We start from the raw sequence: 25,723 nt of genomic DNA, 5'->3' as shown, positions 1-25,723 counted from the left end.
TGGATTGCTTCAATGTGTATAGGATTCTCAATTAGTGTTGATATGTTAGCTTTTTGGAGAACTAGATATGGATGATACGCCGGATTGTAATCTCTGATCTTTTAGGTTTTTTTTGACAAAAGAGTACATAGCAGCACAGTTTAGACTTTTAATCTGTAAAAAGTTAATTTCCTTGTAAGTTCAACCACAGACATTATTTACTTAAATTGTATTTTCAATATAGAAAATTTGCCTAGAATTCTCTGTGTATTATCAATTTATCACATATCTTAAAAGCAGTTCAAGTACTACAAGGTCCTTTTGGTCTTATATCATAGTTATATACAACTATTCCAAATACCTTCCGTCTTTGCTCATATTTAAGATATAAATACAATTACTGTCTTATTTAATTAGATCTTTTTGTATAGAATAAGATTATTTTGTTTTATAATATTTTTTTCTGTTTGTGTAATTTTATTTCAACTGGCAGGATTTGCTTATGCTCAAAGTAACGAACAATCTTTGGAAGAGCATCTAGGGTTATTTGCGAATGGAAATACATCATTGTTAAATGATGTGTTTGATAAAGTCAAAGACTCGGTCGTTCAAATAAGTACGGAATACCAAGACCCTAATTCCCTAAACAGTATTTATGATTCATCAGGCGCTAGTCCCTTTGTTATGAAATTTGGTTCAGGCTTTATTTACGACGATTCAGGAATTATAATTACAAACTATCACGTGATAAGCTCAGCTTCAAACATAATCGTCACATTCAACAATGGTAATAGCTACACCGCAAAAGTAGTTGGCGTAGACCCTTATGGAGATATATCCATACTTAAAATAGATAATCCAATGGACGAAAAATTGGTACCGGTCGCCTTTTCAAATTCTTCACTACTTAAAGTAGGAGACCCAGTTTTGGCGATAGGGAATCCATATGGGCTAGACAATACATTGACTTTTGGTATAGTAAGTCAGATCGGCAGGCTCTTGCCTAATTCGGACTTGGGATATTCAATACCGAATGTCATACAAACAGATGCGGCCATCAATCCAGGTAATTCGGGTGGACCACTCATAGACTTGGATGGAAAAGTAGTAGGAATGAATACCGCAATTTTTTCAAATACAGGTGCGTACACTGGAGTGGGTTTTGCCATCCCTTCAAACGACATAATGAGGATTATACCATCTCTCCTAAAATCTGGAACATATCAACATCCATGGCTAGGTATTTCAGGTTCAAAACTTTCACCCACATTTGCTGAGGCCTTTGGACTTCCTCACAATTACAAAGGTGTTTTAATAGAAGATGTAGTACCAAACGGCCCAGCAGACAAGGCTGGTTTACAGGGAATGCTAATTCAAGGTAACAGATTTGGAGAACAACAGATTTTAGATAAGGACATAATTATAGCGATCGATAATCATCCCGTTTCTAGAATAGATGATATAATTTCATACTTGGATATAAATAAAAAAGTTGGAGATAAAATAAACCTATCTGTTAATCGTAACGGACAAATAATAAATCTGGTGGCCAGTTTGGAAGCCAGACCAGATCTACCACTTCAAGAAATTCAATCACAGTCAGAACCAGACAATAATAATAATATACAGCCTAATACACCATTTCCAAATTTCAAACTACCACAATTACCAGATTTCAAGCTTCCTGATTTCAAATTGCCAGGTCTAGCAATAGATATTCCAAACCAGAATTTAAATGAAAATTGAATAATGTATCGCAAGTTGAGGTTATATGATGGCATTTAGATAATTCAATTGATTAATTATTTATCTTCCGAGCAGTCAAGCTCAAATGAATTAATCTGACAAATCTTAAATATATTAATATGCAAAGTTTAATGATCTATGTCTCAACATGTGCAACCTGATTCTGAACCTATAATTACATTAAAAAACGTAACTTTCAAGAATAATTCTGATACCATCCTTGACGACATATCATTTGAAATCAGAAAAGGGGATTTCCTTGGCATAATTGGACCAAATGGAGCAGGAAAAACAACACTGTTCAAATGTATGCTTGGATTAAACAAAGATTTTACTGGAAGCATTAAAATTCTGGGCAATGACATACGGACGAGAGCAAAAGAAATTTACAAACATATCGGTTATATTCCTCAATCAAATAGTTTTGATCCTAGATTTCCTGCTACCGTAAGAGAAATTATACAATTAGGGTCATTTGGAAAAAAGAATAGCGAGAGTAAATCTAAGATTAAAGAATTGACCGACCTAACTGGCATTAGTGACCTGTTAGATAAAAGAATAGGTGATTTATCAGGAGGACAACAACAGAGGGTGATGATTGCAAAGGCATTGATACACAATCCTGATATATTGATCCTAGATGAACCGGCCACAGCAATTGATGCCAATGTTCTGAAACTATTCTACAATTTACTTACTAAACTAAACAAGGAAAAAAATATCACCATAATTTGGTCATCACACGATCTGGACGCAGTAAATATGCTTTCTAATAAAGTGGCTTGTTTGCATCGGAGATTGTATTTCCATGGCGTGTCTGAAGAGTTTTTTACTAATGAGAACAACCTAAAAACATTCATCGAATCCACGATGCATATACATATAAAAACGCACTCTCATTAATTAAAGGAATAGCCCGAGCCAAACTATAAACCCATCACCAAACAATCAAAAAAAATCAATCCGGACTATTTTTATATCGCTTTCGGAAAATTTGAATAACTGTAAGTAGTTAAAAAATATTGAAGTAAAGCGAAGATTCAAAATCATCGAAAGATCCATGTTTAAAATAAAAAGCATAATAACTGATTATTCATAATACTCAAAGGTCCAAGATAGATTGAAAATTAATGAATCATTTGATAACAAACCGAGCAAGACAAGAAGTATTACTTTTAGGTTGGAAAGTTCGGTCATTGAAGAATTGCAGTTTGAGGCCGATTACAGGGAGACTTCCCTAAATGTATTAATAAATCAAATTCTACGAAGGTATTCAAACTGGGAAAGGTATGAAAACAAAATAGGTATGATTCCGATTCCAAAGATTATCCTATCTAGCGTAATGGACCAAGTAATAAAGTCTGGTTCAGAAAATGGAATAGAAGACATTGCTAAATTTAAAGAATCGCTAGTCAAAGAACTTTCTCTCATTGCATTTAATTTTTTGAAAGATTCGGTATTATTAATCAAGAAAAATTATAGTTTATATACAGTCTTGGAAGTTTTGGAGCAATATATGAAGGTGATAGGAATTAACTCTGATCACAGGATTGAAGAGGATGGAAAGCATGTATACGTTATCCAGCATAAACTGGGAGAGATTTGGTCACTATTCATCAAAGAATTTTTGATTCTAATTTTTGAGAACCTTGGGAAAGTAAAAGTAGACATTTCAAGCACCCCTAACACAACTGTTGCAAAGGTATTTATCAACACCTAAAAAATGGTAAAGGTAGGATTAGTCAGATATTTTTATCGTACAGTTGCGAATTACTTTAGCAATAATATGAATCATTGATTTATAACTTCATAGTCTAAAAAGACTTGTTTAAATTGTACTAGGCATAAAAAGAAATTCTAAAACATTTTTCTTTTATAGATCTGATCAATGGTTGGATGAAGTTAATATCAGTACCATATTTCAATGATTTTAAAAAACAATATAGAGACTTTTAACATTCGGTCGACATTTTGATTTTTATAGGAAAGGATTCGAGTTAAGATATTGGTTGGAAAAGCGCTATATTATCTGATTAAAAAAGATAATTATCTCAAGATTTCAACTTTATTAATTTGTATATGCTCCATTCTTGCTGTTTACCTAAACATTGAAGGAACCAACTGCATAAGGGAGATAAATTCTCTATCACTTCAGTACACAAGTTTAGGTGAGGATGATAATACCAATAATGCAAATAGCCAGAGAAATAATACAGGTTTTTCTAGGCTGGATCAGCTGCAACAAGAACAGAATAGACAACAGCAAGATGCAATGTTACAGCAATCATACGAATTGCGCAAACACTGTTTTTTAGTTACAAATCTTTACGTTTATTCTCTTTTTGGAGTTATCATAGGATTTATTGTGCTAATTATTTGGTACACAAGATATAAACGAATATGGACTTTTAGAAAAAGAAATAGCAGAGATGATAGGGATAATCAAATGGGATTCCGATGAATTCAAACAATAGTGGATCACATAGATTTTTAAATAAATGAAACCTATTTCCCCCAGACACAGATTGTCCGGAGCAGACACCATATCAGAACTGGTCAAATCATCATATACTTCTCAACCGTCGTTCTCCTATTCTAGTTACTATGGAGTACCCGAAAATTATAAAGAAGTTAAAACTTTGAGGGACCTTTTGGAAATTAAATACAGGTATCAACCTACTAAAACGCAGCTGAGGGAAAATATTATATATAGGATAAAAAGTTTTGACAATCCATTCCAAAGTATAATAGGTTTTGACGAAACAGTCATTCCTTCCATTAAAAGAGCACTCCTTGCAGGGCATGACATATTGTTCGTGGGTCACATAGGCCAAGGCAAGACAAAACTGTCAGAGTTAATTTCAGAGAATTTGCTCTCCCCCATACCTATCGTTGACGGTACTTTAACAAACGATATCCCTACAGAAATGCCTTATAATCATCTTGTTAATCTCATAAATGGTAAAGATGTTGAACGAAATCTTCCCCAATTTTTCGTATCTAAGGATTGTGAAGAAATTATTAAGAACAATGGACTTGACACCAAAATCAGATGGGTGGATGGCAAACAAAGGTATAGATACGTACTTGCCACGCCTGACATTTCGGTAAAAGACCTGGTAGGTCAGATTGATGTTGTCAAAATAATCAAAAAGGGAATCGAACTATACAATATCGATTCTTATTCTCCAGGATATTTATTGCAGGCCAGATATGGAATTTTATGTCTTGATGAACTACCAGTTTTAGATCCTAGGAAACAAGTAACTTTATTAAGCGTTTTGCAAGAAGGAAGGTTTACTACTGGGGCATATCCAGTCTTTTTTAAACCGGATGTAAAAATCATAGCAACTGCTAATCCTATGGATTATACCCATTCTGGAAAAATAATTGAGCCACTGGCAGATAGATTGAAAAGTCATATCGAAACGCATTATCCAAATACGATTGATGATGAAACATTGATATTAATACAGGAAATGGATATGATGGGAAGGACCAACGCCTTTTTGCCAGCATTTATGCTCAAATCATTAGTTAGGATATTTCAAAAAATTAGAAATCATCCAGATATAAATAACGACAGAGGTGTTAGTGTGAGGTCAACAATCCACTCACTTGAGGCGGTTTTAGGCGAAGTTGAAAGCAGTAGGTCAATCCTTTACAATCTCATCACAATCCCAAGATTCTCTGACTTGTATTGTATTTTTCAATCCTCAAAATTCGAACTGGAAGAAATTGAGGATACCTCTGAAAACAGGATTCAATTTCTCAATACCATAATGAAAGAGGTAATTCAAGAAACAACTCTAAATTTCTTTAATGGGTTATTTAATTCTACAGAGCTATTATCAATTAAGAATGAATTTAGAGGAAAGTCATTTACCGTATTGCAGAATCAATATCAAATTTTTGGGAAAGAGAAGAATACAAATTTTCAAAACCCAAAGAAAAATGCATCTTCCTCGTTGTCTAAATCTAAATTCCCCCTAGTTTACACAGAACAACTAAAGAATTTTCCCATGATTTCAAAGAGCTTAAACAAAATGGTAGAAAGGCTAGAAATAGAACAGAAGGAATTGGTAAGTTTAGCGGCAAAGTACAATATTCATGTCAATTTAAAATATTTAGACTTTGATAAAAGTATGAAAAAATCTAAAGATAACTCGAGTAGCTCTAACGAAGAGGAACTTTGTGCTGCAATAATTGAAATGTTCTTAGAATATCTAAGGTTTACTTCACCACCTATTTTAGAAAAGAGAGAAAGTCATTTGGAATCTACATTTTTAGAAGCATAGTCAAGTTTGCTTAAAGTAAGTTTATGTAAATGAGTAAACAAGATAAAAAGACTGAAAATGAATCTAACTCGGAAGATAAGCGTATCCCTAAAAGAATAAAAATTTACAACTACAAGAAATTAATAACTTATCAACCCCTCTCCAACCTAACTTCCTCATCTGAGGACCGAGCAGAAAAGATTCTGAATGAAAATAATTTCTTAAATTCAGAAAATGAAATTAGACCACCAGACTTAAACCAATTTCCTAACGCAAATAATGGATCGCATAAGAAAAATGATGGAAGCGATCTGTTGAAGAGATTTTTACCAGAAATTTTAAGGGCAATCGGTAACAAGGCAATAAAAGATTCACCCCCCTCATTGCATGAATTGGAATCCTATTTGCAAGAATATATAATTGACCTTTATAAAAGTAAATCAAATCCAGTTGAAAATGACTCTCAAACAAACAGAAATAGCCCCAAATCCAAAAAAACTATTAAAGACACAATAAAGAATTTTACCCCAAAGGGAATCGAATCCAATCAAAACTCATCTATCTCTCTTGGTCCAGAAGGACAACGGTTCAACATTGACTTCAGAAATGCCGTAAGGGACCAAAATAACCTACCCATCGTTACTGAACTTATGTCTAAAGGTTATTTAGTTGATTCTGAAAGGTGGTTAAACAAAAAGGGATTCTTGAAAATGGGTGAACAAATTTTAGCTGAAATTATAAGATCACTCAAGAAAGACAAGCATGGAATGCATGAAACAAGACATTCAGGTTACGGTAGCGTGATTCAAGAATCATCAAGTAGGTATGAACATGGCAACGAAATTTCAAACATCAATATCAGCTCGACAATTAGAAATTTTACTGAAAGATTTTATGACTCTAAAGGAGGAAGTAAAAAAGGACTTCAGGCTAAATTAGAATTTCCCCTAGATATTTCATATGAAGATATTGAAGTGTATGACACTCTTGAGGAGGCAAGAGTATCAACTGTTTATTGCATTGACTTGAGCTCTACAATGAAATACGCTTCGATGTATAGCGAATTGAATCGAATTGAAGCTTCAAAACGGGCACTTTGGAGCCTTTACATTTTAAATAAAAAATTCTTTCCAATGGATATTATACATACTATTGGATTCGGTTCAATTGCAACAAAAATAGATTCGATTGATATTCCTTTCTTAAAGACATTTGAACCAAATGCGGATTTTTTGCATTATACAAATTATCAGTCAGCTTACAGACTAGCGGAAAAAATCCTTAAAAAAGATGTAGTAAAAAATAAAAGGATTGTTATGATCACTGACGGACATCCAAGTGCTTGTTTTTTAGACAATAGCAATGAAAAAGAAAAAATTTTAAAACAAAGACCATATTCACATTTTTACAATCCAAATAAAAACATTATAGGATCCCAAAATAAAAATAACAGAGTAAAGTTTGACATAAATGATAGACAGACAGTATATTTGTGCTACAGATACAGGCAAATTGATCAATATATAGGTGACCATACGATTAGGGAGGCTCAAAAGTTACGGAAAGACGGCATTGAAATAGATACCATAATGGTAAGCGAAGAAGACACATTACTTGACTTTGTAAACGAACTTGCAAAATCAGTAAATGGCAGATCAATCTACATAAACCCGGGTGAAATTGACAAAATACTGATTACGGATTATTTATCCAATAAGAAGAAAGCAATAGGTAAGCACTAATTAAATAAAAATTAGGAAGGCTATCCTCTTCATTTTTTTAAAAAGATTTTTTTCTTGTTCTTGCTAGATATGTCTGTCTAATTTATTGCCCACTCTGGAAAAACTCTAGCATACGTAAAATATCCATAGTACCGTTATCCTGAAACAATGGACTCAATGTACCATTTGTGGAATTGCTGTCAAACATATCAAGGCCTGGCTCGTTGCTACCAAACAATGATTTAAATGGGTTAAAGCTAGATTCATTGGAGTTAAATATACTGCGGTTTTCAGTAAACATCTGCTCTAAAAATTGGGACTTTGAGTCACTAGTGTTACCAAATAATGAATTTTGGTTAGAGTCATTGGAAAAAAATGATGGAAAAGAGGAGGAGGAGGAGGAGGGAAATCCCGAGAAAGAGTCACCAGGAGCCGCAAGCATTGCGAAAGGACCAAGCAAGTTTTTCAATCCTGAGAAATTAAACCCATTAGGGGTTGATTTGTCAGACATTGCAAGCAGGTTGTTCAAGCCTCCAAAAGAAGATTCGTTACCTGAAAATGGAGACATTTGGGATTGTGAAAACAAAAGACCCCGACACATATCTGACACCATCTCATTACTGCAAAGCTTTTGAGGATCAAATAAAGACAGCCCCTTCTGCAATAAAGAGCTCAAATTTAATGGTAGGTGTGAGATCGGTGAAGTGCCATTTGTACTTTGAGTTGCATTCATTATCAACCCTTCAATTGCATTTTTGGTTGAATTATCCGATCCCAAGTTGCTTAACAGACCATATGGATTTTCGGTTAGATTCTTCAAGCTAAAAGAAGACAAGATACCCGCAAGTCCAGGAACTTTCTGCTTGATAGTATTTAGACTGGTGGAATTGACCATTTGCTGGATTGAATCCATCAATTTATTTGGTGTAATTTCGAATGAGTAGATCATCCTATTTGCTATGGGCAGTGCATTTTCGGAATCATGACTATCAACTTCATAATTAAGGATGTAGAGTTTATTTCCCACTATTGTGCCAACCTCCACATCATCTACCGTAGAATTTCCTGAATAACTCCTAGTTACTAGTTTGTAAGCATTTTCTCCTGATAGCAAGTAATTAGTTGATGTATCCAAAATGGTAACATCGGCATTTTCTTCTTGGATAGAGTTTGCCTCGTTCTTTAAATAAGTGCTAATGTTTATTGGATTATCAGAGATTGGTGGATATAATTCCTCTACATATACGTTAAACCATGAAATATAAGTTGGAGGGTAATCGTCTGAATCATCATATGCAGGGAAAAAACTAACCTGTTTTACCGTTTCATTTGAATTGCTTTCATCAATTAAGAAATTAGACGGATATTTAATGGAAATACCCATTTCACTGTTTTCATATTTATTAAAGATCATAGTGTTACTGTTATTAGAATTATCAGAAGTTGCGCTGGCCAAATCCGCAACGGTCCCTTGAGCTAGAGCTGATTTTGTGTCTAAAAAGTCATTTGTGAATGGACTAAAATTGGTGCCGAGAACAAATCCCATAAATACGGTTGCGAAAGAAATTGCAAATATTAGCGATGACTTGGATATTAATTTATGCCCTTTTATTTTCATCAGTGGTATATTATTTATCGAATATAAAATATTTACATTAAATTTCACGCTTTGAAAAATTATATCTTTTTTAAATTGATTGTATATGTTATAGTAGGAGAAATGTCAGAGAAAGAGAATAGTATTCACACCGACATCACGGATGAAGATGAATTAGATGAGATTAAAAAAATAGCAGAGATGTTAAATCCCGATGAAAGGGTCATTGTGGTAGCAAAACAATCAAGGATTCTACCAGGAGGATCACAATTATCTCCAAATGTAGTCTATGCCACAGATAGGAGAATTATAATTAGAGACCCAAGTATGCTAGGTCTAAAACAAGAAATCATCGATATACCCTATAATGTAATAACAAATGCCAAAATTGAAAAGGGTGTTTTTTCTGCATCAGTGATATTTAACGCCCCTGGCTTGTTTAATCCAAACATCCCCAGTAGAATTCCATGGGTGAAAAGACTAGAAACTGATGAACATGGAGAAAACGGAGTTATCGATGCCATTCCAAAGAAAAAAGCCGAAGATCTCGTTGAAGTTATCAGAAATGGAATATCACAAATAAGGGCACCAGGATCAGTACCGTCCTCAGCATTTACAGGGTGGGGAAATCAAAACAACCAACCTCATTTCAATGGTCAATCGACTATTTCCCAAGCTGATGAGATAAAAAAACTTGCTAATTTAAGAGATAAAGGTGTGATTTCAGAAGAAGAATTTAAGAAAATGAAAGAAAAGATAATTCATGGAACCAACGACAAGAAATGAGGAGATACTACAAGTCCAGCATGGAAAACTAAGTTAAAAAAAAGAAGTAGAAAAATTAGAATTATTTTATTATTGGGGCTAAAGTAAATATCAAAGTCTGGTGAATGACTCCCAAACACCAGGCTTGGAAAAGATTAGACTTTATGCATGTTTTTGACGACCAAAACCTGTCAAAGAAGATATTAGAAACACATAATGTCAAATATCATATTAACTCGTTACACATAGGGGTAAAAAAAAATTTAATATTTCAATTATATTCACAGTTTTACCTTTGTACCAATTTATTTTTAAAGTAGAAAAGAGAATATAAAAGTAAATTGCTTAAAAGAGAGATCACCATATCAAAAGAAAATTTTATGAATCTTTTGAGCAACAAATCCAGTTTATTTCTGATATTATCTATTGCTGTTATCAGCATTGCGGTTTATCCACTTGTTATTCCTCATATCGCTCATCCGTCCATGATTTACCATATCATACTACATATGATCAGTTTAGATGTGGCATTATTTTTAACCACAATTTCAGCTATTTCTTATAATAAGACGAAAAGTAAAAAAATACTTTTAACTGCCCTAAGCTTTGGTTTTTTGCTTATTACAGAGTTTTTATATCTACTTCAATCAAGTAATTTGCTTGGAATGTTTTACATACCTTTAATAGAAGTAGAATTTCCACATTTACTATTACTTGTTATGTTGGGTTTATTCGCTGCAGGAGTTTTGAGGTTAGAAAAGAAATGAAATCAAACATTCTTACAGAAGGTAAGGAAATAGAATCCGGGTCTAGTAACAGAGTAACAATTTTAAAGATAATTAATTCATTTCCAGGGATAAGGTATAGAGACATTTTGAGACTCACAAATCTCAACAACGGGACTATATCACATCATTTGTCGGCTCTTGAAAAATGCTCCGTAATAAAAATCAGTAGAACTGAAAACAGCAATATTACTAGGTATTATCCTGCGTCAACTCCCTCAGATGAAACGCTGATACTTAATTTTTTGAAAATAAAGACCACCAAGAGTATAATTCAAATGTTACAAGATGCAGAGGAGGCAACTTTTGGAGAGATAGTAGAACATATTCACAAAGCTCCTTCAACAACGTCGTGGAACCTAAAAAGATTGATGGATTCAAAAATAGTTGGCAGAAAAAGAGGTGAAAATGTATCTCTGTTTTTTCTGTACAACAAAGACCTGGTTAAAAAATTAATAGCTGAAAATAACAAGACACTACTTGATAGAAGTATAGACAACTATATTTCAATTATTGACGAGCTTTAACAATTAATTTTTTTTATTTTGACATAATTGCAAAAAATAATTCATTGTCAATTTCTCAGAATACTTCAAAAAAAATAGTACGTTTTCTAATAATAAAGCAATAATAGTGAGTTTTAAATCCTTTTTCATATGGCAAGGGAATTAAATTCTGATGATGTCCATACTGATGATAGAGAGAAAAAACCAAGTGATGACAAGTTGGACCTTTTGTTTCAAAAGCAAAAAGCATTGATAAGTCAGGAATTGGATTCTTCTAACAGAGATAATAACAAAAAAGTAGAAAACAAGATGAAAAGGCTCTATCAAGTTAAAGAACCCTTTCAAGGTTATAGAATTTTCATGTTGTCTTCCGCACTCTTGCATGAAACTGTGGAGCTTCAAAGGGAAACTGATTGGAAATGGTGGAAATCAGATAAAGGAGTAGACCACCAAAAAATTGTTGAAGAAATTATAGATTTGTGGCATTTTTTGATACAGTTATCTATTGAAGCTGGCATAGACCCGGATTTGCTTGTTACCAAGTATATGCAAAAGAATAGAGAAAATACAAAGAGGCAGGAATCAGGTTATTGATCAAGGAGGTGATCAACTAACATTTAAACGAAGAACATATCATTAAGAGTATCTCAGATAAGCGTTTGAAAGTGGTATAGATTGGGGTACATGACAATATTTTGTGAGCTCAAACTTTATCTACACAGGTAAATGTAAACAATCAAAAGCAAGAAAGAGAGAAATATTCATCCCAAAATCTCTATTTCTTCGTACTTATCCTTCACTGCTAAAAGGAATAAATCTTCTTCAAAAATTAATAACCAGTCACTTAATCCTAAAACAGGGAGCTTTCTAATAAAGGTCTTTGAATTTTCCACCCTTGTGATTATAAAAACAAATGGAGGAAAGTCACTCTCAGATTTTGCTCTTATTAGATCACCTTGTAATTTGATTCCTCTAGTACCTGCTTGAATATTTAGTTTTTTAATATTGCCTTGTCGGTCTTGGATTTTTGATGTTACATAGCTTTGACCAATATCAAAATCAAGGTCAAATGCCAGCTTTACCCTACAATACCTACTGTTAGGAACTTCTTTATGAAGGCGAGCAGATTCCTCGTCAAAAAAGATAGGACTATCCAATATTTCTTATAGTGTTTGTTAATTTAAATAATTTACATCCAGCATTTGGCATTTATCGTATTTACCCTTTTTTTATCTTTTTATCTTTTTATCGGTATTACTGGCCAGACGATTGTACTTCTCAAATACAAAGAAAGATGGCTGGGGGAGGAGTATGATTTATGTGTGGAAATAATTTTAACAAATCCAGGGTCAATACATCCAGCGGCGTTTCCGCCGATAAATTATAACATGGCAAGTACTTCCCCAATCTTAATATTGTAAATAAATCAACCATATGTAACCCCAAGGATCTGAAATCAAATGTCAAACAATGAGGTATTAATCAGAAAGCTAACCATACAAGATATTAAAAATGTAATAGAACTACAAAAAGAATCCTTTCCATCCATGTTGGAAGAGGGTAGTGTTTGGAGAGATTACCATCTGAAAAGTCACATTGAAATATTTTCAGATGGCCAGTTATGCGCACAATATGGTGATAAAATAATAGGTTCATCAAGTAGTTTGATAGTTAAATTAGATCCCCCCTATAGAGAGCATACTTTTAGTGAGGCAACGGGAAATAGCATGTTTACAAACCACACAAATTATGGCGACACATTATACGGTGCCGATGTTTCAGTTCATCCGTCGTTTAGACGGTTGGGGATTGCCACAAAGTTTTATGATGCTAGAAAAGAAATTGCAAAAAAATACAATCTCAGGCGAATTATAGCCGGTGGAAGACTGGTCAACTATTACAAATATGCAACCACATTCACCCCTGAACAATATGTTGAAGAAGTGATTAAACAAAATATTGCAGATCAAGTGCTCACTTTTCAACTTGCGAATGGATTCAAGTACATAAAAATATTGCCTAATTACATCAAGGATTCAAGGTCGTTAAATTATGCAACATTTATTGAATGGTTGAATCCATATTATCAAAATTGACTCAGACTATCATTGACTGCCATGTGCATATAAACGCCTATGAAAGTTTGACAAATTTATCACTAAAGGAGCGAATCGAATCTCTAAATAATGCGATGCAGGTTAACAATGTTGACCAAGCTATTATAATTTCGTCTTACAAGATTAATGAAGAGAGACCATCAACCAAACATATTCTTGAGGCTGTTGAAAAATATGAGAACATTAAGGTCGTGGCTGGATACTCTATCACGAATCATAACGAGGCTTTTATTAAAGAATACAAAGAGTATCTTAAAATTGGGAAATTAAAAGGTCTCAAGATTTACCCAGGTTATGAACATTATTATCCTTATGACCCTGGCTACAAGAAGATAATAGACCTGTGCACTGAATTTGATGTTCCTTTGATGATCCATACAGGCGATACTTATACACCTACTGGAAAGATTAGGTTTGCTCATCCGATGAACGTTGATGATGTGGCTGTGGATAATCCTGATTTGAAAATAATAATATGTCACTTGGGCAATCCGTGGTTTTTGGATTGTCAAGAAGTTATCTATAAGAATAAGAATGTCTATGCCGATATATCTGGATTGGTACTTGGAGACTTTACTGAATTTTATGAAAAATATCTGGTTGGTAAGATCACTGACTTCTTAAATTATGCGGGCGAACCAAAATACCTGCTTTATGGCACTGATTGGCCCATATCGAGCATGAAGTCTTATTTGAACTTTGTTTCAAAACTGGATCTTAATGATCAGGAAAGGAATTTGTTAATGTATGAGAACTCAAAAAGATTATTCAGATTATAGTTTGAGTACTTATTATAGGAACATTACACAATAATAAAAAAAGAGAAATTAATTTAATAAAAAATGAGTACATGGGTCTGTCTGCTTGCTTATTTGCTTACTTGCTTATACGTGCTTGCTTGCTTGTAAAGATAATGTGAAAGGAGTCATAATTGTCAAGAGTAGAAAATCTAAGATGAATAATATGAATTTCACAAATAGTAATAATTATTTTTTTGTCAATTCCTGACTCGTTTAACCTTGGATAACACTCTTATTTTGACATTGTAAATAGGATCACCATTCTGCAGAAATAAATCAGACTTTGCTATCTCGGTCACAGAATTTTTTAATCTCACTTTGGTTCCATCATCAAGTAAATACTCATTCCATTTTTCAGAATCAGTTGTAAATGTTATTCCTTTATTGTATGAAGATTCTAACTCTTCTTTGGTGTAGGCCCTATTATGAGGCGAGCCACCTGATTTGTCAGAGAAAACAAAAGATTGTATGGATTGAAAATCAAATTCATATTCTTTCTCTGGATTAATCTTTGATTTTTTTACTCCTGTCAATACAACCCTACTTTTGAGCCTAGTTCCATCGTTTAAGGTATAAGTATCCCAGAATTCCTTGAGCACTTTAAAGTCTAGCGTAACAGAATCTCTCATAATTTAAGGAATTAATCCACTTAATTTGAATTAATATTTACTATTTTTTTGAAGGGAGAGGTATTTTGTATTTTAAACTACCTAACGGTGTAGAAAAACAAAGAGGTAAATAATAGTAATTATAATAATAGCCAATTTTCCGTTATTTGATAATAGACGAAACTAAAAGTAGTATTACAGACAAAATTTAATGGATATAATTGTCACTATAAAAGTTTCAGAAGTCTAAATTGATCAAACCAAATGACAATAGTGTATATATACATGAGAAGAAAGGCTAATTCCGAGTTTTTCATAGTTACGATTACTTGTTTTTCTATTTTCCTAGTTCTTGTTCAGTACTTTTATAATCCTGTTGGAGATGCTTTGATAGCAGTTCTTGTCTTTGATCTCATAGTTTCCATAATATTAGGATTTGATCTTCTTTGGAGGGCCAAAGAATCCAAACATCCAATGAAATATTTAGCAACACATGTTTATGAAGTACCGGCCTTGATTCCAATGCTTTTTATCATGATTTTGTCAGGGCAGACAATTATTGGCGCTGGACTCAAGAGCCTTCGCATTATTCAACTTTTTAGAGTTATTCATGTTCTTTCGAGGACTTTAATTATTTTTGACGAGATAAAAAACCGTCTTATTTACATCATTCTTCTCTCAGCATCAACTGTAACTGCAGGTGCTTTGGGTATTTACGTTGTTGAACACAATGCACCTAATTCAACTATCACTAATTTAGGTGATGCATTTTGGTGGGCGGTAGTAACTGTAACTACTGTAGGATACGGTGACATTTACCCGGTTACTTTTGAAGGAAGAGCCATTGCTATAGTTGTAATGATAATTGGAGTAGCCATATTAGGTATTTTGATATCTACACTTGGGGCTCAGTTTATCGAATCAAGTATTAGGTCCCAGAGAAGAAAAGAAGAAAACAACATAAAGGCTCTTATTAAGAACAAAATAGATGAAATAGAAGGATTACAGAATGAAGAAATTGTCACTTTGTTGAATCTTATATCTAATCTTCATGGAGAATTAAAGAGTGACCAGTCGAAGAAAAATGGACTAGTTTGTACACAATGCAATAATATAAATCCCGTTACTGCAGTCTACTGTTATAGGTGCGGAAATAAACTAACCACTGGCAACCCATAAAAGGTATTATTGGGCTGGTGGTTCAGCGTGGTACGAACGTTCGATTCGCAATCGAAAGATCGCGGGTTCAAATCCCGCCCAGTCCATCGCATTAAAATTGAGAGGTACTTGTTTCAAAAGCATACTATGTAAGGAGATATCTATTTATCATTTCATGAGTATCGAGCACTGAAGTGGTCTAAAACCTTCATCATCAAAGAAGGTGTTCCATTTGATTCATTGAGCTGCGAGCTATATCTGTTAATCAGTTGGGACCACTATAACAAAGATGTTGAATTTATTGCTTTATAAAATTTGGACATGAGAAAATTCTTCACAAATATTCGATCAGTATTGCTAGCGAATAGAGAGTTTTTTGACCTAAATATAGCAAAAATAATAGGATGTTTACAAACCAGACAAATAGCCTAACTACTCTCACTTGTTAGAATTAATTTCTTTAAACACCGTTCCATATTCAAGATTAATCTTTCTTCTAACATACAAAAGTAATTTAGGATGAACTGAATACACATCTTTATCTCTATACAAAATTCCCTTGTTTAATAATGACATTATCCCCCCACCTACCTTAGAAGGAGATATATTGTAATCTTTACATACCTTATTTCTTTTGTTATGGTATTCTTTAGTAGTAAAATAGTTTCTGTTCGTATCTAAAATTAAGGACCAAACTACATGCGTCCATACAAATCGCCTAAGTTCATTTGATGAAGCTCGTTTTCCACCCTGATTGGTTATCAGTTGAAATAAATTCGGATTGTCACTATAGTCAATATGTGACATCTATTATTAAATAGCTTGTTCACCTATTTAATTTCTCTGAAATAGCAAAGTACAGACAATTGACTCGTCTCTTACTGTTATTTTGTCCTTTACCAAGAAAGTAATGGAATATCAACAAATAACAAAATCAGAAGGTGACTTGCGAAATTGCGGCTCTACAAAATTTTCTTCTTTTTAGAATACCATAACTAATCCATTTTTGAAATATTTTTACATAAAAAATCCCAGAGCCGATCGGATGAATGATTAATTTTATTTCTGAACACCAGAGATAATTTAACATGATGTTTAAAGAGTAATCAACATAGTTGCGAGCGAAGTCCAAAGAGAACCCAGGGATGAAGGGTATATGAATAACGAAGAGTTGCAGTCCCCATTAACTTATCAATTATTTGTCATCCCTAGGAGCCGAATGCTGTTGGCTTTTTTTGTTCGTCCATGGTGCATTTTCTCGCCTGAATGTACGATTTTAGAAAAAACAAACTATTAAAGCTATGATCATTTTAAACGACTATTGAAAACAAGCCGATAAAAAGGTTGTTAACAGAGATCAAGGTGTTCCTTTATCACCTGTGCCACTACAAATCAATGGTATTTGTCTTGTAGTTTGTTAAAACTAACATTAAAGTATTTAATAATAGATCAAATGCTTTAATTTTAAATCTTTTACTATTTTTAGATTTCAAATATTTTAAAATTATTGCCATGGTCAAAGTCAGCAGAAAATAAATAGATAATTTCTATTTGAGAAGTAACAAGGCATCAATGCTCGAGGGTATATTTTCAATACTCATGTTTTAGTATCCTCATATTTCTGTGAGTCAACAAGGTCGAAATTATATTATTTACACATAATGTAAAACTAGCTATGTTAAGGCGTGGTAAATGGCTTTAAAAGTAATACTTTATAAACCAATGTAAATGCTGGTAACGAGAATGTAGCCTTAGTAATAATTCTTTGGCATGTTATGACATTCTAAAGGTACGCATATTTAACCCATCTTCCTGAAGATCAAATAAAGTTAAGTTTAAGAACACTCTATCTTTCATTTGTTATGAATAGTAAAGAAATCATTATGAGAACTTAAAAAAATATAGAGCAAATATCATATTATAAGACCATGAAATACTAATTTTATTAGTTGTTTTGATAGATGTAGTAACACACTCTTTTAAAAAAATATCCTTACTTCAGTTCCTGATTTTAGAACCTTATTCGATAATGATTCAATATACTAAAAAGCAGATTTGAAAAATGCTTCGGATGCCTGTCATTCACAAAGGTAAGTGAGAATTTTTCTAATCCATCCATGGTGTCAAAAGATGATGCTTAAAAGATATGCCGATATAGAAATAGTTTAAGACGCAGCAAGAGGATTAGATAGTTTTACTATCGATAGCATGATATAGTTCCTGACAATAACTCTAGTTAAATTGCGGTATTATAAACATCCAATTAAATTACAACTCGCCCAGGCCGTAATCCTAGCAAATCTACACTAACATTCTTATCTATTAATGATATTTAATCTGTAAATATTTTTGTCATTACTATAGAAAACGTGTTAAAGGGTCATATTGTCAATAACACTCAACACGAGTATTTGGTTAACGAGTGCAAGAGTTTGCTGGGTAAATTACCTGCGAATGATGAATACACTATTAGAGACCTTGGGGTTAAGATTGTAAAAGGAGGCAAAAAAGTAGAAATACTTGGTTTACATTCTGACCCTATTGATTTGTGGAGCAGTAGCAGACTGGAAATTCTTTACGCAAAACTAGTAATGATTTTACAAAGAAGGTATGAAATAGAGTTTCTTGCTAAAAGTAATTAAATGTTCGAAAATAGCAATGGTCAATGGCTTGAACAATGTTTGATAAAAAAACTATAACCCTAAAGCAACTTTAAAAGTTCAAAGAAATTAAAAAAGATAGAAATTATGCCGATATTGTCTAGCCAATGGATTATTTATATGTTCTTAGGGGGGGAGGGGTTGGTAACAATATTCTTAATAATCCTTAAAATCTGAATATGAATGAATGATCGCAACAGAAAACAAACTATTTGAAGAAGTGGATAAACCAGAAGATAGTAAAATAACATCAGAGGATAAGGAAAAAGGAATAGTAGAAAGGGAAAGTAGTTGGACGGGTAAGATTACAGGATTAGACCCCTTTCCAAGCGGCAATGCTAAGGGACAAGGAAATTCAAAAATATTTAAAAATGGAATATCAATTTCGAACTGGTATGGGATATTTACTACTGCTAAGGGACAAGAAATATCTTTTATTGGAAAAGATGTGAGTAAAAATGAAAAGTTCTATGTGTTGAGGACTTTTTTCATAGATGTTAAAGAACTCGCTTGGATGAATGGTTTAGTTTGTATTTTGGATGGAAAACATGATTTACAAAGTAATTCGTTTGTATGCAGTGGATACAAGCTAATGTAATACAATTCAGACAGGTCAATTCCCTAAATAAAGGATCTAGTAACGATCTTATCCTCTTTATTAAAAATTCCAGTTTGGATGATGAGTATTATTTAGGATCTTGTGTATTCATCATGTTTCTTAAATCATATATCGTTTTCATTGCGTCTATTAAGTACCTAGTCGAGCCACTGATACAATCCCTCCAGAGAGCATCAAGGCCTCGAGAATATGCAAAATATGTGTGATAAATAACACCATCAGAGAAAATGAAGGCGCTTACCCGATAGTTCACGTCTATATGTTAGTAAATCAGTGCCACTCATAGCTGCAAAAGTATTTGAACCTGACTCCGAGTTTGAAATCAAGTTGATTTTTTGGTAATTGTAGTCGACTCGGGCTGAGCGTTGTTGTTATTCAGTAAATGACGTATTGAAGTAGTAGTTAAAGTCACTATCCCATGACGAACCCAATGGAAAGTCCAACCCATATGGTGTTTATAGGCCAAAAGTGTTGAGAGTCGGACACGTCAGACTGCAACCATTGAGACATCGTGATTCTCTAAATGAACGGTGAAGCCATTGAAACCATCGGCAATTGCAGAACATGCTGGACAATCTCCCCAATACTCTGGACCAAACATAAAATGATAAACGAGAATTTGTGAGCACCCTCCAAAGAGATCAGTTAAAGCAGTCATGCCCTTGTCAGTCTCAAAACTATACTCCTTGTCAATTTTAACCCATGGAAGTTTTTAACGCCATTGAGCCAGCTCGTCACTGCGCCGGGTCAACTCCTTCTCGGCCTTAAGTAACTCCAGTATGGCTGCAAGCCACTCTTCCCCTGTTCCTATCCTGTGTTCAGTCATTGTTTCTCCCCTTTTTATCGACATCTAAAAAGCAGATTTTCATGAAATGTAATTCTAGTTGATGCGTTAACCAGTTAGATTTTCATAAACTGCAGATAAAAACAAAGTATATAATTTGTATGGGGGTAATGCATAACTAATTAAATTCAATTCATTTTAACTGGTTCTGATAAGATGGAAATCTATTTGTGCCACCCTGTTACCACCAAAAATATGCATTATTCATGAAAGAAATTTTTTTGTTGGTAATAGAAATTTCAAGGTGGGTTATTACATTTAGAAATTTACGGGACAGTCAGTTCTTAATAAAGTTAGGCCATATTAAAGCAAATGATTTCACACATCAAAGTCAAGCAACAGAATGAAAGTACCTATCTCATTTCCTTTTTAAACAGCGATTGTGGCTTGTTAAGAATTAAAATCAAATCCATCACATATGGAGTATGTTCATTTCTTAACTTATCCAAAACAGAACTAATTCTCTTTGTTATTAATTCTTTCAAATCAGTTCTATAGTAATGATCGACAAACATATGCATAATATTCTTAAACACATTAATCATTCAACATCAAAAAAAATATTATAGAATTTGAATATCCATTCTCCCTAGTCTACTTTTTAAGATTTAGAAAGACGTTATACACTAAATATTTTCTTTGAAAAGATTTTATAGAATCTAATGGTTTGAATCGATATAATTCATGATTGTTTTTCCTATCTTGTTTTCTGGATCAGTAGCCAGAATTTGGCGTACAATCCCCTTTGCTTTCTCCTTGTCAAATAAACTAGCAGCGACAGCATTGGACAATTCCGAGTTCATATCCTTTGAATCTAAAGATGCCTTGATGGTTTGATTGGTTCCCATTGCCTTTTTTGAATGATAACAAGATATGATTGCAACTCTAATGAAATTTTCTGCTTTAGAGACAGAAAGAGGACCAGTGTTAGAAAGGTACGTCGCAAGTTTTCTTAGAAAAAAGTAAGATCTGTTTTGCTTAACCTGTTCGTTGATGAATGCTGCGGGATCATTGGTCAAGAGTGAGATTTGAAGAATTTGTGACAAATAATAATTTTTAATATTAGGTGGAAGTACTGCCGATAAACTTTCTAGACTTTCAAAAGGTTCCATCATTTTCCCAATGGATTGGACGAAAAGGGCATCATCCACAGACATGTCAGCTTTCGTTCTTTGAGTTAGGGTTTTATCTGAATGTGTTGATGAAGCTTGACCAGTTTTAAAGTTAAATGCATGAGCATTTCCTTTGTGCACCAATTTGATATGTCTATTCGCATTAGTTTTCCTCGTTGATTTGTAATTGCATGAATTGCATTCATAATAATTCTGCACAATTACTTTTAGTATTCATACTATATAAGTATGAGTGACTCTGAGTCACTCACTAGAGTAGATAATATAATTTTTTGTCATAATCAGATATCAATGTTTTCTCTTTGTATAATTCTGACAACATAATAACTCCTCTCTTGAGGAGAAGATGCATTAAAATTCTGAAAGTCTTGTGGTGTAGATTATTACATGGTCTCCTGATAAAATCTGAGATGAAATAATAGTTACCATCTTGTTCTAAATGGAATGTTTGATCATACTTTTGACACAGATTTCTACGTCCCAAAGATTTACTTTTTCAGAATTTAGAAATACGACTTATTTCATTGAATTTCTACTAATATATTAATCTAGTTTTTGACCTCTGTACTTTAAAAAATATTTTTACATAATGCCTTCACTTTAATACATACTATGGGGTAGTCAAAATTTACCTTACCAATCTATCATAAGGTGTTTATTTTCTGATTTTGTTTTGAAGGAAACGAATAACAGGTTCTAATTGGGATGACATAGTAACATCATTTGTTTTTACAGTGTGCTTTTGCTTGCCATCTTCAATTGAAATTGAATAATTGATATAATCAGCGGCACCATGTGTTGGAGGTCTATCAGATTGTAAGTTAAAGAAATCAGAATGTCTTATCAAGTTTTCAAACTGGTATTTTTCTTTTTCAGAAAATGTATCAGAATCAATCATAACGTGATTATTTAAAATGCCCATTAGACCTCCGCTGGTAGAAAAATAAATTTTCATAAATACAAAATGATCCTTTGACTATTTTTTATATTTTATTTTTAACCAATTTGAGAGCCTAAATCCTTATCCCTACGGCCTCCCACCCTTTTCTAACAGCCCGATGCTCCCTGCTTTCATTGCCAAACAGCAACTTTGAAGTTTCTAGCGTTAATTGGGCGAATGTATGAAAATCACAGTCGGTGGGAATATCTCCATGCAACGCTTTGTACCAAATCTGCCCAGCCTTTTCCCAGGCATAGCCCCCTATATCAATAGCTGCCAAACAAAACGCCTTGTTGGGGATACTAGAGTTGATGTGCACTCCACCATTGTCGTGATCCTCATCATTAGGAAGATTAACATAATCTCGCATATGCGCTGGCTGGGGATCATTTGGTCGCGCTGTTCCTGGCTCTCTCATATTACGTAGGGCCAGATTTGGATCAGTAAAGATTTGTCCTATCAACCAGTCGGCCTGTTCGGCAGTCTGATTAAGGGCATATTGTTTTATAAGAGATCCAAAGACATCCGATATGCTCTCATTTAGAGCACCCGGGTGATGAGATTCATCACACCAGTACTCAAGTCCAGATTCATATTGTGTTACCCCATGGGTCAACTCATGTCCCATAACGTCGATCGAAGCGGTAAAGCTTTTTATTCCAAGATTTGGATCGCCGTCACCGTAACACATCTTAGCTCCATCCCAAAACGCATTCATATACTTGTCTCCCCAGTGTACGTATCCTTTTATGGACATGTTATTGTTGTCGATAGATTTCCTTCCAAAAATATTCTCATAAAAATTATAGGTAACGTCTAACCCGTGGAAGGCCTCATTGGCAGAGAGATCATCTGCTTTATCATCGTTTAAGCACCGCACTTTAGTAGAAGATCTAACATCCTTTGTGTTATGTGAATCAAAAATGCAAATACTTTTTTCGCCTGCAAGTGGGAACATCGAGGACATTGAACCCATTATAGCCCTCCTCTCACGCATTTTGCTGTCAATAATTATTGTCCTCAGCACTATATTTTTCTCTTCTTCAGGAACTTGACCCAGTAACTGCTTGAGCAAATCTGGAGGCATGATCTGACACAAAATAGGATATTTCATATAGTTAAGGCAAGGCACTAATATAAAAATATTGATAGATTGTCAATTATGCCCAATACTAACTAAATTTAAATAAGATAGTGGTAACATTTGGTCAAGAAACCAGTAAATTGGGTTAGAGAATAAAAGAGGCAGAAAAGTTACTTTGTCTCACTCAACACAAATGCCAAAACCATTTTGGTAACTTCATTGAGAAAGTTCATGTTAAGGTTTGAAATTACGTCGGAACTATCATGATAATGAGGATTTTCTGAAATGGCAGATCCATCATAAGCTCCGATGCAGACATATCCTCGAGATTCAAACGGCATGTAGTCACTGGCATCAATGGGATCAAATATAGTATCGATTTGGGCATATACTTCAGCCAAGCCCTGCATCTTTAAACCAAAATTCTTTGACGGAATATTATTAGAGTCAACAGTTCCGGTTTCCCCGTTATCTATATCAATATACGACAGATTATCATTTGCCAAAAACCCGGTCTCTCCACACATGTCCATGTTTACAACAACATGGATCTTTTCTCCACTCTCCTTGATATGATGAGCATAATGAGTAGAACCCCATAGTCCCTGTTCTTCGCCTGAAAAAAAGGCGAACTTGACCCTTCTTTGTAATGGAATACCCGAAAGAACCCTAGCGATCTCCAAAAGTGCAGAAACACCTGAGGCGTTATCATTTGCACCAGGCATTCTGCTGGTGACGTCATCAGGATCCTTACTTAACACGGTGTCATAATGCGCAGTCAAAAGTATGCATCCTTCCTCAGTTTCCACGCCCTTGTTGCAAATGACATTCTTAAGATCAAATCCATCTTCATTGTAATCATGAAAGCTGACGTCATTGAATCCGATATCCAAAAGCTGTCTTTGAATCCAATCTGCTACTTCGTGGATGTAGACAGATTTGCTATGTCTATTATGAAAATTTGACAATTCCAGAATTGATTTTTCCAGATTATTGACTGACACTAGGTTTAAAACAGTCTGTACCGCTGCATCAGTAGCTATACGTGCTTTTTTCGCTCTAAGATCAGAAAGATCCTGGCTCTGAAGAGTTCTTGGACTTTTGGTCTTATCTGGAGGACCATACCTTTCTATATGAGAGATACACATATTTTAAATCCATTGTCAGCCATATTTAAAGAATTTTACAAAAATTTGCAAAATCTGTTCTAGTCAAACACAATTTAGAAAATTATTTGTAATTTGACAGAGAAAATAAGGAAGCCCATTAATTTGAACTACTACTTAATTTATCCTAATTACATAACTTACAAGTCCAGATTTACCATGTAGTAGATTGACTTATGGTGCCAGAGTATCACAATAATAAAAAAATTAATGTGATACATCAAAAGATAACAATAATAGAAAATAGATCAGGTCAAACATAAAGTTTTTGTAACACCTATAGGGTTTGCATCACCACTAATTAATTACATTAATAAAAATGCACTACATTCATATTCTAATAAAAGGGATTGGGATGGGAAATACAATTTCATTTTTTTATTACAAACATTGGACAAATATTGATTTAATTTATGAATTTTTTTAGCCAATCCAACACAACTGGATACTTAGTGTGCATTGGACTTGCCATGGGTAGAGACAACTTTTGAACTGTGAATGAAATCTTAACTACATATAACAAAATTCAAAAGCAAAATGAAAATGAAACTGTAAGGTATAAAAGCTAAAGTGTTAAATTAAATTGAATCAATTTAAATTAATATTTGTCAGTATCAAAATGGAAGAGATATTTCTCTGGAATCTGATCATCTTGTATAATTTTCCCGCAATCGATAATTTTCTTGAGAAACTTCCAATTAAAAGAAAAATCCCCTTCATTAATTTGAGTTACAATAAATTTTAATACAATGGTTTTTATTGAAATTGATAGGAACATGAAATATCCAAATATAGGAGGTATATCTAATTGAGTGAACAGGGTCGCGGATTGTGCGGTACCACCTTACTACACAAGAGAAATTTAGAAAAAAACGGTGAACGATATAGAAAGAACAGAGAATCTGATGAAAAGAACATTTTACAATTTACAGGTCGTTCTGCGCGAAGCATTAGCAGATCTACAATTATGACAATACCTGTGGTCGTTCACGTGGTGTATATAACGAAATAGAAAACATATCAGAAGAACAGATTCTTAGCCAGATCAATCGACTAAACAAAGATTTTAGAAGAACTAATGAAGATATTGTAAAGGTACCTGAACCGTGGAGAAATTTAGCAGCAGACACCCGAATCGAGTTCAAACTTGCCTGCAAGGACCCAGAGGGAAAACCTACCAGAGGGATAACCCGAACAAAAACAAATAGGACGGTATTT

Annotated in this window: 25 protein-coding genes, 1 tRNA gene and 1 pseudogene; 17 read left to right on the top strand and 10 right to left on the bottom strand. The window is 33.7% G+C overall.

The window, feature by feature from the left end; translation table 11 throughout:
- The first annotated feature begins 504 nt into the window (after nt 1-504).
- The 6 genes from F1Z66_RS06795 to F1Z66_RS06770 all read left to right on the top strand — a co-directional run bounded on the left by F1Z66_RS06795 (nt 505) and on the right by F1Z66_RS06770 (nt 7,744).
- Nucleotides 505-1,725, top strand: coding sequence for a S1C family serine protease (locus F1Z66_RS06795; RefSeq protein ID WP_149862853.1), 1,221 nt, complete (start codon nt 505-507; stop codon nt 1,723-1,725).
- A 138-nt stretch (nt 1,726-1,863) separates the two neighbouring features.
- Nucleotides 1,864-2,628 carry a metal ABC transporter ATP-binding protein gene (locus tag F1Z66_RS06790; RefSeq protein WP_149862852.1) on the top strand — a complete coding sequence of 255 codons (765 nt, stop codon included), beginning with the start codon at nt 1,864-1,866 and terminating at the stop codon, nt 2,626-2,628.
- Nucleotides 2,629-2,845: 217 nt separating this feature from the next.
- Nucleotides 2,846-3,445, top strand: coding sequence for a hypothetical protein (locus tag F1Z66_RS06785; RefSeq protein WP_149862851.1), 600 nt, complete (start codon nt 2,846-2,848; stop codon nt 3,443-3,445).
- 285 nt (nt 3,446-3,730) lie between these two features.
- The gene (locus tag F1Z66_RS06780; protein WP_149862850.1) at nt 3,731-4,186 is read left to right on the top strand and encodes a hypothetical protein; all 456 of its coding nucleotides are present in this window, start codon (nt 3,731-3,733) and stop codon (nt 4,184-4,186) included.
- A gap of 37 nt (nt 4,187-4,223) precedes the next feature.
- Nucleotides 4,224-6,023 carry an AAA family ATPase gene (locus F1Z66_RS06775; RefSeq protein WP_149862849.1) on the top strand — a complete coding sequence of 600 codons (1,800 nt, stop codon included), beginning with the start codon at nt 4,224-4,226 and terminating at the stop codon, nt 6,021-6,023.
- A 29-nt stretch (nt 6,024-6,052) separates the two neighbouring features.
- Nucleotides 6,053-7,744, top strand: coding sequence for a hypothetical protein (locus F1Z66_RS06770; protein ID WP_149862848.1), 1,692 nt, complete (start codon nt 6,053-6,055; stop codon nt 7,742-7,744).
- Nucleotides 7,745-7,826: 82 nt separating this feature from the next.
- Here F1Z66_RS06770 and F1Z66_RS06765 read toward each other — a convergent pair whose 3' ends face one another.
- Nucleotides 7,827-9,341 carry a hypothetical protein gene (locus F1Z66_RS06765; protein ID WP_149862847.1) on the bottom strand — a complete coding sequence of 505 codons (1,515 nt, stop codon included), beginning with the start codon at nt 9,339-9,341 and terminating at the stop codon, nt 7,827-7,829.
- A 102-nt stretch (nt 9,342-9,443) separates the two neighbouring features.
- Between F1Z66_RS06765 and F1Z66_RS16035 the strand changes: the two genes are divergently transcribed.
- The 4 genes from F1Z66_RS16035 to F1Z66_RS16030 all read left to right on the top strand — a co-directional run bounded on the left by F1Z66_RS16035 (nt 9,444) and on the right by F1Z66_RS16030 (nt 11,970).
- Entirely contained in the window at nt 9,444-10,106 is a 663-nt protein-coding gene (locus F1Z66_RS16035; protein WP_201448511.1) for a PH domain-containing protein, read from the top strand.
- Between the two features lie 320 nt (nt 10,107-10,426).
- On the top strand, nt 10,427-10,852 hold the full coding sequence (locus tag F1Z66_RS06755; protein ID WP_149862846.1) for a hypothetical protein: 426 nt from the start codon (nt 10,427-10,429) through the stop codon (nt 10,850-10,852).
- Complete coding sequence (locus tag F1Z66_RS06750; RefSeq protein ID WP_149862845.1) at nt 10,849-11,397, top strand: winged helix-turn-helix transcriptional regulator; 549 nt, start codon at nt 10,849-10,851, stop codon at nt 11,395-11,397. The genes F1Z66_RS06755 and F1Z66_RS06750 overlap by 4 nt, the downstream gene beginning before the upstream one ends.
- A 129-nt stretch (nt 11,398-11,526) precedes the next feature.
- Complete coding sequence (locus tag F1Z66_RS16030; protein ID WP_201448491.1) at nt 11,527-11,970, top strand: dUTPase; 444 nt, start codon at nt 11,527-11,529, stop codon at nt 11,968-11,970.
- A 167-nt stretch (nt 11,971-12,137) separates the two neighbouring features.
- Here F1Z66_RS16030 and F1Z66_RS06740 read toward each other — a convergent pair whose 3' ends face one another.
- The gene (locus F1Z66_RS06740) at nt 12,138-12,533 is read right to left on the bottom strand and encodes a hypothetical protein (protein ID WP_149862844.1); all 396 of its coding nucleotides are present in this window, start codon (nt 12,531-12,533) and stop codon (nt 12,138-12,140) included.
- A gap of 303 nt (nt 12,534-12,836) precedes the next feature.
- Here F1Z66_RS06740 and F1Z66_RS06735 point away from each other — a divergent pair, with 303 nt between their 5' ends.
- Together F1Z66_RS06735 and F1Z66_RS06730 are read left to right on the top strand one after the other, a co-directional pair.
- Nucleotides 12,837-13,472: a GNAT family N-acetyltransferase gene (locus F1Z66_RS06735; RefSeq protein WP_149862843.1), complete on the top strand. Its 636-nt coding sequence runs from the start codon at nt 12,837-12,839 to the stop codon at nt 13,470-13,472.
- Nucleotides 13,445-14,272: an amidohydrolase family protein gene (locus F1Z66_RS06730; protein ID WP_149862842.1), complete on the top strand. Its 828-nt coding sequence runs from the start codon at nt 13,445-13,447 to the stop codon at nt 14,270-14,272. The genes F1Z66_RS06735 and F1Z66_RS06730 overlap by 28 nt, the downstream gene beginning before the upstream one ends.
- Before the next feature lie 218 nt (nt 14,273-14,490).
- Here the strand turns inward: F1Z66_RS06730 and F1Z66_RS06725 are convergent, their stop codons facing one another.
- Nucleotides 14,491-14,922, bottom strand: a complete 432-nt coding sequence (locus tag F1Z66_RS06725) for a hypothetical protein (RefSeq protein WP_149862841.1) — start codon at nt 14,920-14,922, stop codon at nt 14,491-14,493.
- 243 nt (nt 14,923-15,165) lie between these two features.
- Between F1Z66_RS06725 and F1Z66_RS06720 the strand changes: the two genes are divergently transcribed.
- Together F1Z66_RS06720 and F1Z66_RS06715 are read left to right on the top strand one after the other, a co-directional pair.
- Complete coding sequence (locus tag F1Z66_RS06720; RefSeq protein WP_149862840.1) at nt 15,166-16,080, top strand: ion channel; 915 nt, start codon at nt 15,166-15,168, stop codon at nt 16,078-16,080.
- 11 nt (nt 16,081-16,091) lie between these two features.
- A tRNA-Ala gene (locus tag F1Z66_RS06715) sits at nt 16,092-16,166 on the top strand.
- A gap of 331 nt (nt 16,167-16,497) precedes the next feature.
- Here F1Z66_RS06715 and F1Z66_RS06710 read toward each other — a convergent pair.
- Nucleotides 16,498-16,866, bottom strand: a complete 369-nt coding sequence (locus F1Z66_RS06710; protein WP_149862839.1) for a hypothetical protein — start codon at nt 16,864-16,866, stop codon at nt 16,498-16,500.
- A gap of 1,625 nt (nt 16,867-18,491) precedes the next feature.
- Here F1Z66_RS06710 and F1Z66_RS06705 point away from each other — a divergent pair.
- Together F1Z66_RS06705 and F1Z66_RS06700 are read left to right on the top strand one after the other, a co-directional pair.
- Nucleotides 18,492-18,701 carry a hypothetical protein gene (locus F1Z66_RS06705; RefSeq protein WP_159357328.1) on the top strand — a complete coding sequence of 70 codons (210 nt, stop codon included), beginning with the start codon at nt 18,492-18,494 and terminating at the stop codon, nt 18,699-18,701.
- Between the two features lie 205 nt (nt 18,702-18,906).
- Nucleotides 18,907-19,317, top strand: coding sequence for a hypothetical protein (locus F1Z66_RS06700; protein WP_149862837.1), 411 nt, complete (start codon nt 18,907-18,909; stop codon nt 19,315-19,317).
- Between the two features lie 161 nt (nt 19,318-19,478).
- Here the strand turns inward: F1Z66_RS06700 and F1Z66_RS16415 are convergent.
- The 6 genes and pseudogenes from F1Z66_RS16415 to F1Z66_RS06675 form a co-directional block, all read right to left on the bottom strand.
- Nucleotides 19,479-20,164, bottom strand: a pseudogene (locus tag F1Z66_RS16415) (DUF899 domain-containing protein); the annotation flags it as partial.
- 371 nt (nt 20,165-20,535) lie between these two features.
- The gene (locus tag F1Z66_RS15825) at nt 20,536-20,727 is read right to left on the bottom strand and encodes a hypothetical protein (protein ID WP_159357329.1); all 192 of its coding nucleotides are present in this window, start codon (nt 20,725-20,727) and stop codon (nt 20,536-20,538) included.
- 114 nt (nt 20,728-20,841) lie between these two features.
- Complete coding sequence (locus tag F1Z66_RS06690) at nt 20,842-21,435, bottom strand: hypothetical protein (protein ID WP_195907497.1); 594 nt, start codon at nt 21,433-21,435, stop codon at nt 20,842-20,844.
- Nucleotides 21,436-21,970: 535 nt separating this feature from the next.
- A complete protein-coding gene (locus F1Z66_RS06685) occupies nt 21,971-22,270 on the bottom strand; it encodes a protealysin inhibitor emfourin (protein WP_149862835.1) in 300 nt (99 codons plus the stop codon).
- Nucleotides 22,271-22,328: 58 nt separating this feature from the next.
- Complete coding sequence (locus F1Z66_RS06680; RefSeq protein WP_159357330.1) at nt 22,329-23,342, bottom strand: M4 family metallopeptidase; 1,014 nt, start codon at nt 23,340-23,342, stop codon at nt 22,329-22,331.
- A 167-nt stretch (nt 23,343-23,509) separates the two neighbouring features.
- Nucleotides 23,510-24,487, bottom strand: coding sequence for a M28 family metallopeptidase (locus tag F1Z66_RS06675; protein WP_149862833.1), 978 nt, complete (start codon nt 24,485-24,487; stop codon nt 23,510-23,512).
- An 826-nt stretch (nt 24,488-25,313) separates the two neighbouring features.
- On the opposite strand from F1Z66_RS06675, the gene F1Z66_RS06670 reads away from it, so the two are divergent.
- On the top strand, nt 25,314-25,517 hold the full coding sequence (locus F1Z66_RS06670; protein WP_149862832.1) for a hypothetical protein: 204 nt from the start codon (nt 25,314-25,316) through the stop codon (nt 25,515-25,517).
- The last annotated feature ends 206 nt before the right edge of the window (nt 25,518-25,723 follow it).

This window comes from Candidatus Nitrosocosmicus agrestis, assembly GCF_008389435.1.
Taxonomy (GTDB): Archaea; Thermoproteota; Nitrososphaeria; order Nitrososphaerales; family Nitrososphaeraceae; genus Nitrosocosmicus; species Nitrosocosmicus agrestis.
Note: the sequence above shows the minus strand (reverse complement) of the source record. Positions and strands in the feature narration are given on the sequence as shown.

What these genes read in the sequence shown, in the direction of transcription:
- F1Z66_RS06675 (WP_149862833.1), bottom strand. Translation starts at nt 24,487, where the DNA reads ATGTGTATCTCTCATATAGAAAGGTATGGTCCTCCAGATAAGACCAAA.
- F1Z66_RS16035 (WP_201448511.1), top strand. Translation starts at nt 9,444, where the DNA reads ATGTCAGAGAAAGAGAATAGTATTCACACCGACATCACGGATGAAGAT.
- F1Z66_RS06765 (WP_149862847.1), bottom strand. Translation starts at nt 9,341, where the DNA reads ATGAAAATAAAAGGGCATAAATTAATATCCAAGTCATCGCTAATATTT.
- F1Z66_RS06685 (WP_149862835.1), bottom strand. Translation starts at nt 22,270, where the DNA reads ATGAAAATTTATTTTTCTACCAGCGGAGGTCTAATGGGCATTTTAAAT.
- F1Z66_RS06735 (WP_149862843.1), top strand. Translation starts at nt 12,837, where the DNA reads ATGTCAAACAATGAGGTATTAATCAGAAAGCTAACCATACAAGATATT.
- F1Z66_RS06775 (WP_149862849.1), top strand. Translation starts at nt 4,224, where the DNA reads ATGAAACCTATTTCCCCCAGACACAGATTGTCCGGAGCAGACACCATA.
- F1Z66_RS06680 (WP_159357330.1), bottom strand. Translation starts at nt 23,342, where the DNA reads ATGCCTCCAGATTTGCTCAAGCAGTTACTGGGTCAAGTTCCTGAAGAA.
- F1Z66_RS06725 (WP_149862841.1), bottom strand. Translation starts at nt 14,922, where the DNA reads ATGAGAGATTCTGTTACGCTAGACTTTAAAGTGCTCAAGGAATTCTGG.
- F1Z66_RS06750 (WP_149862845.1), top strand. Translation starts at nt 10,849, where the DNA reads ATGAAATCAAACATTCTTACAGAAGGTAAGGAAATAGAATCCGGGTCT.
- F1Z66_RS06730 (WP_149862842.1), top strand. Translation starts at nt 13,445, where the DNA reads ATGGTTGAATCCATATTATCAAAATTGACTCAGACTATCATTGACTGC.
- F1Z66_RS06720 (WP_149862840.1), top strand. Translation starts at nt 15,166, where the DNA reads ATGACAATAGTGTATATATACATGAGAAGAAAGGCTAATTCCGAGTTT.
- F1Z66_RS06710 (WP_149862839.1), bottom strand. Translation starts at nt 16,866, where the DNA reads ATGTCACATATTGACTATAGTGACAATCCGAATTTATTTCAACTGATA.
- F1Z66_RS16030 (WP_201448491.1), top strand. Translation starts at nt 11,527, where the DNA reads ATGGCAAGGGAATTAAATTCTGATGATGTCCATACTGATGATAGAGAG.
- F1Z66_RS15825 (WP_159357329.1), bottom strand. Translation starts at nt 20,727, where the DNA reads ATGATTAATGTGTTTAAGAATATTATGCATATGTTTGTCGATCATTAC.
- F1Z66_RS06700 (WP_149862837.1), top strand. Translation starts at nt 18,907, where the DNA reads ATGATCGCAACAGAAAACAAACTATTTGAAGAAGTGGATAAACCAGAA.
- F1Z66_RS06790 (WP_149862852.1), top strand. Translation starts at nt 1,864, where the DNA reads ATGTCTCAACATGTGCAACCTGATTCTGAACCTATAATTACATTAAAA.
- F1Z66_RS06770 (WP_149862848.1), top strand. Translation starts at nt 6,053, where the DNA reads ATGAGTAAACAAGATAAAAAGACTGAAAATGAATCTAACTCGGAAGAT.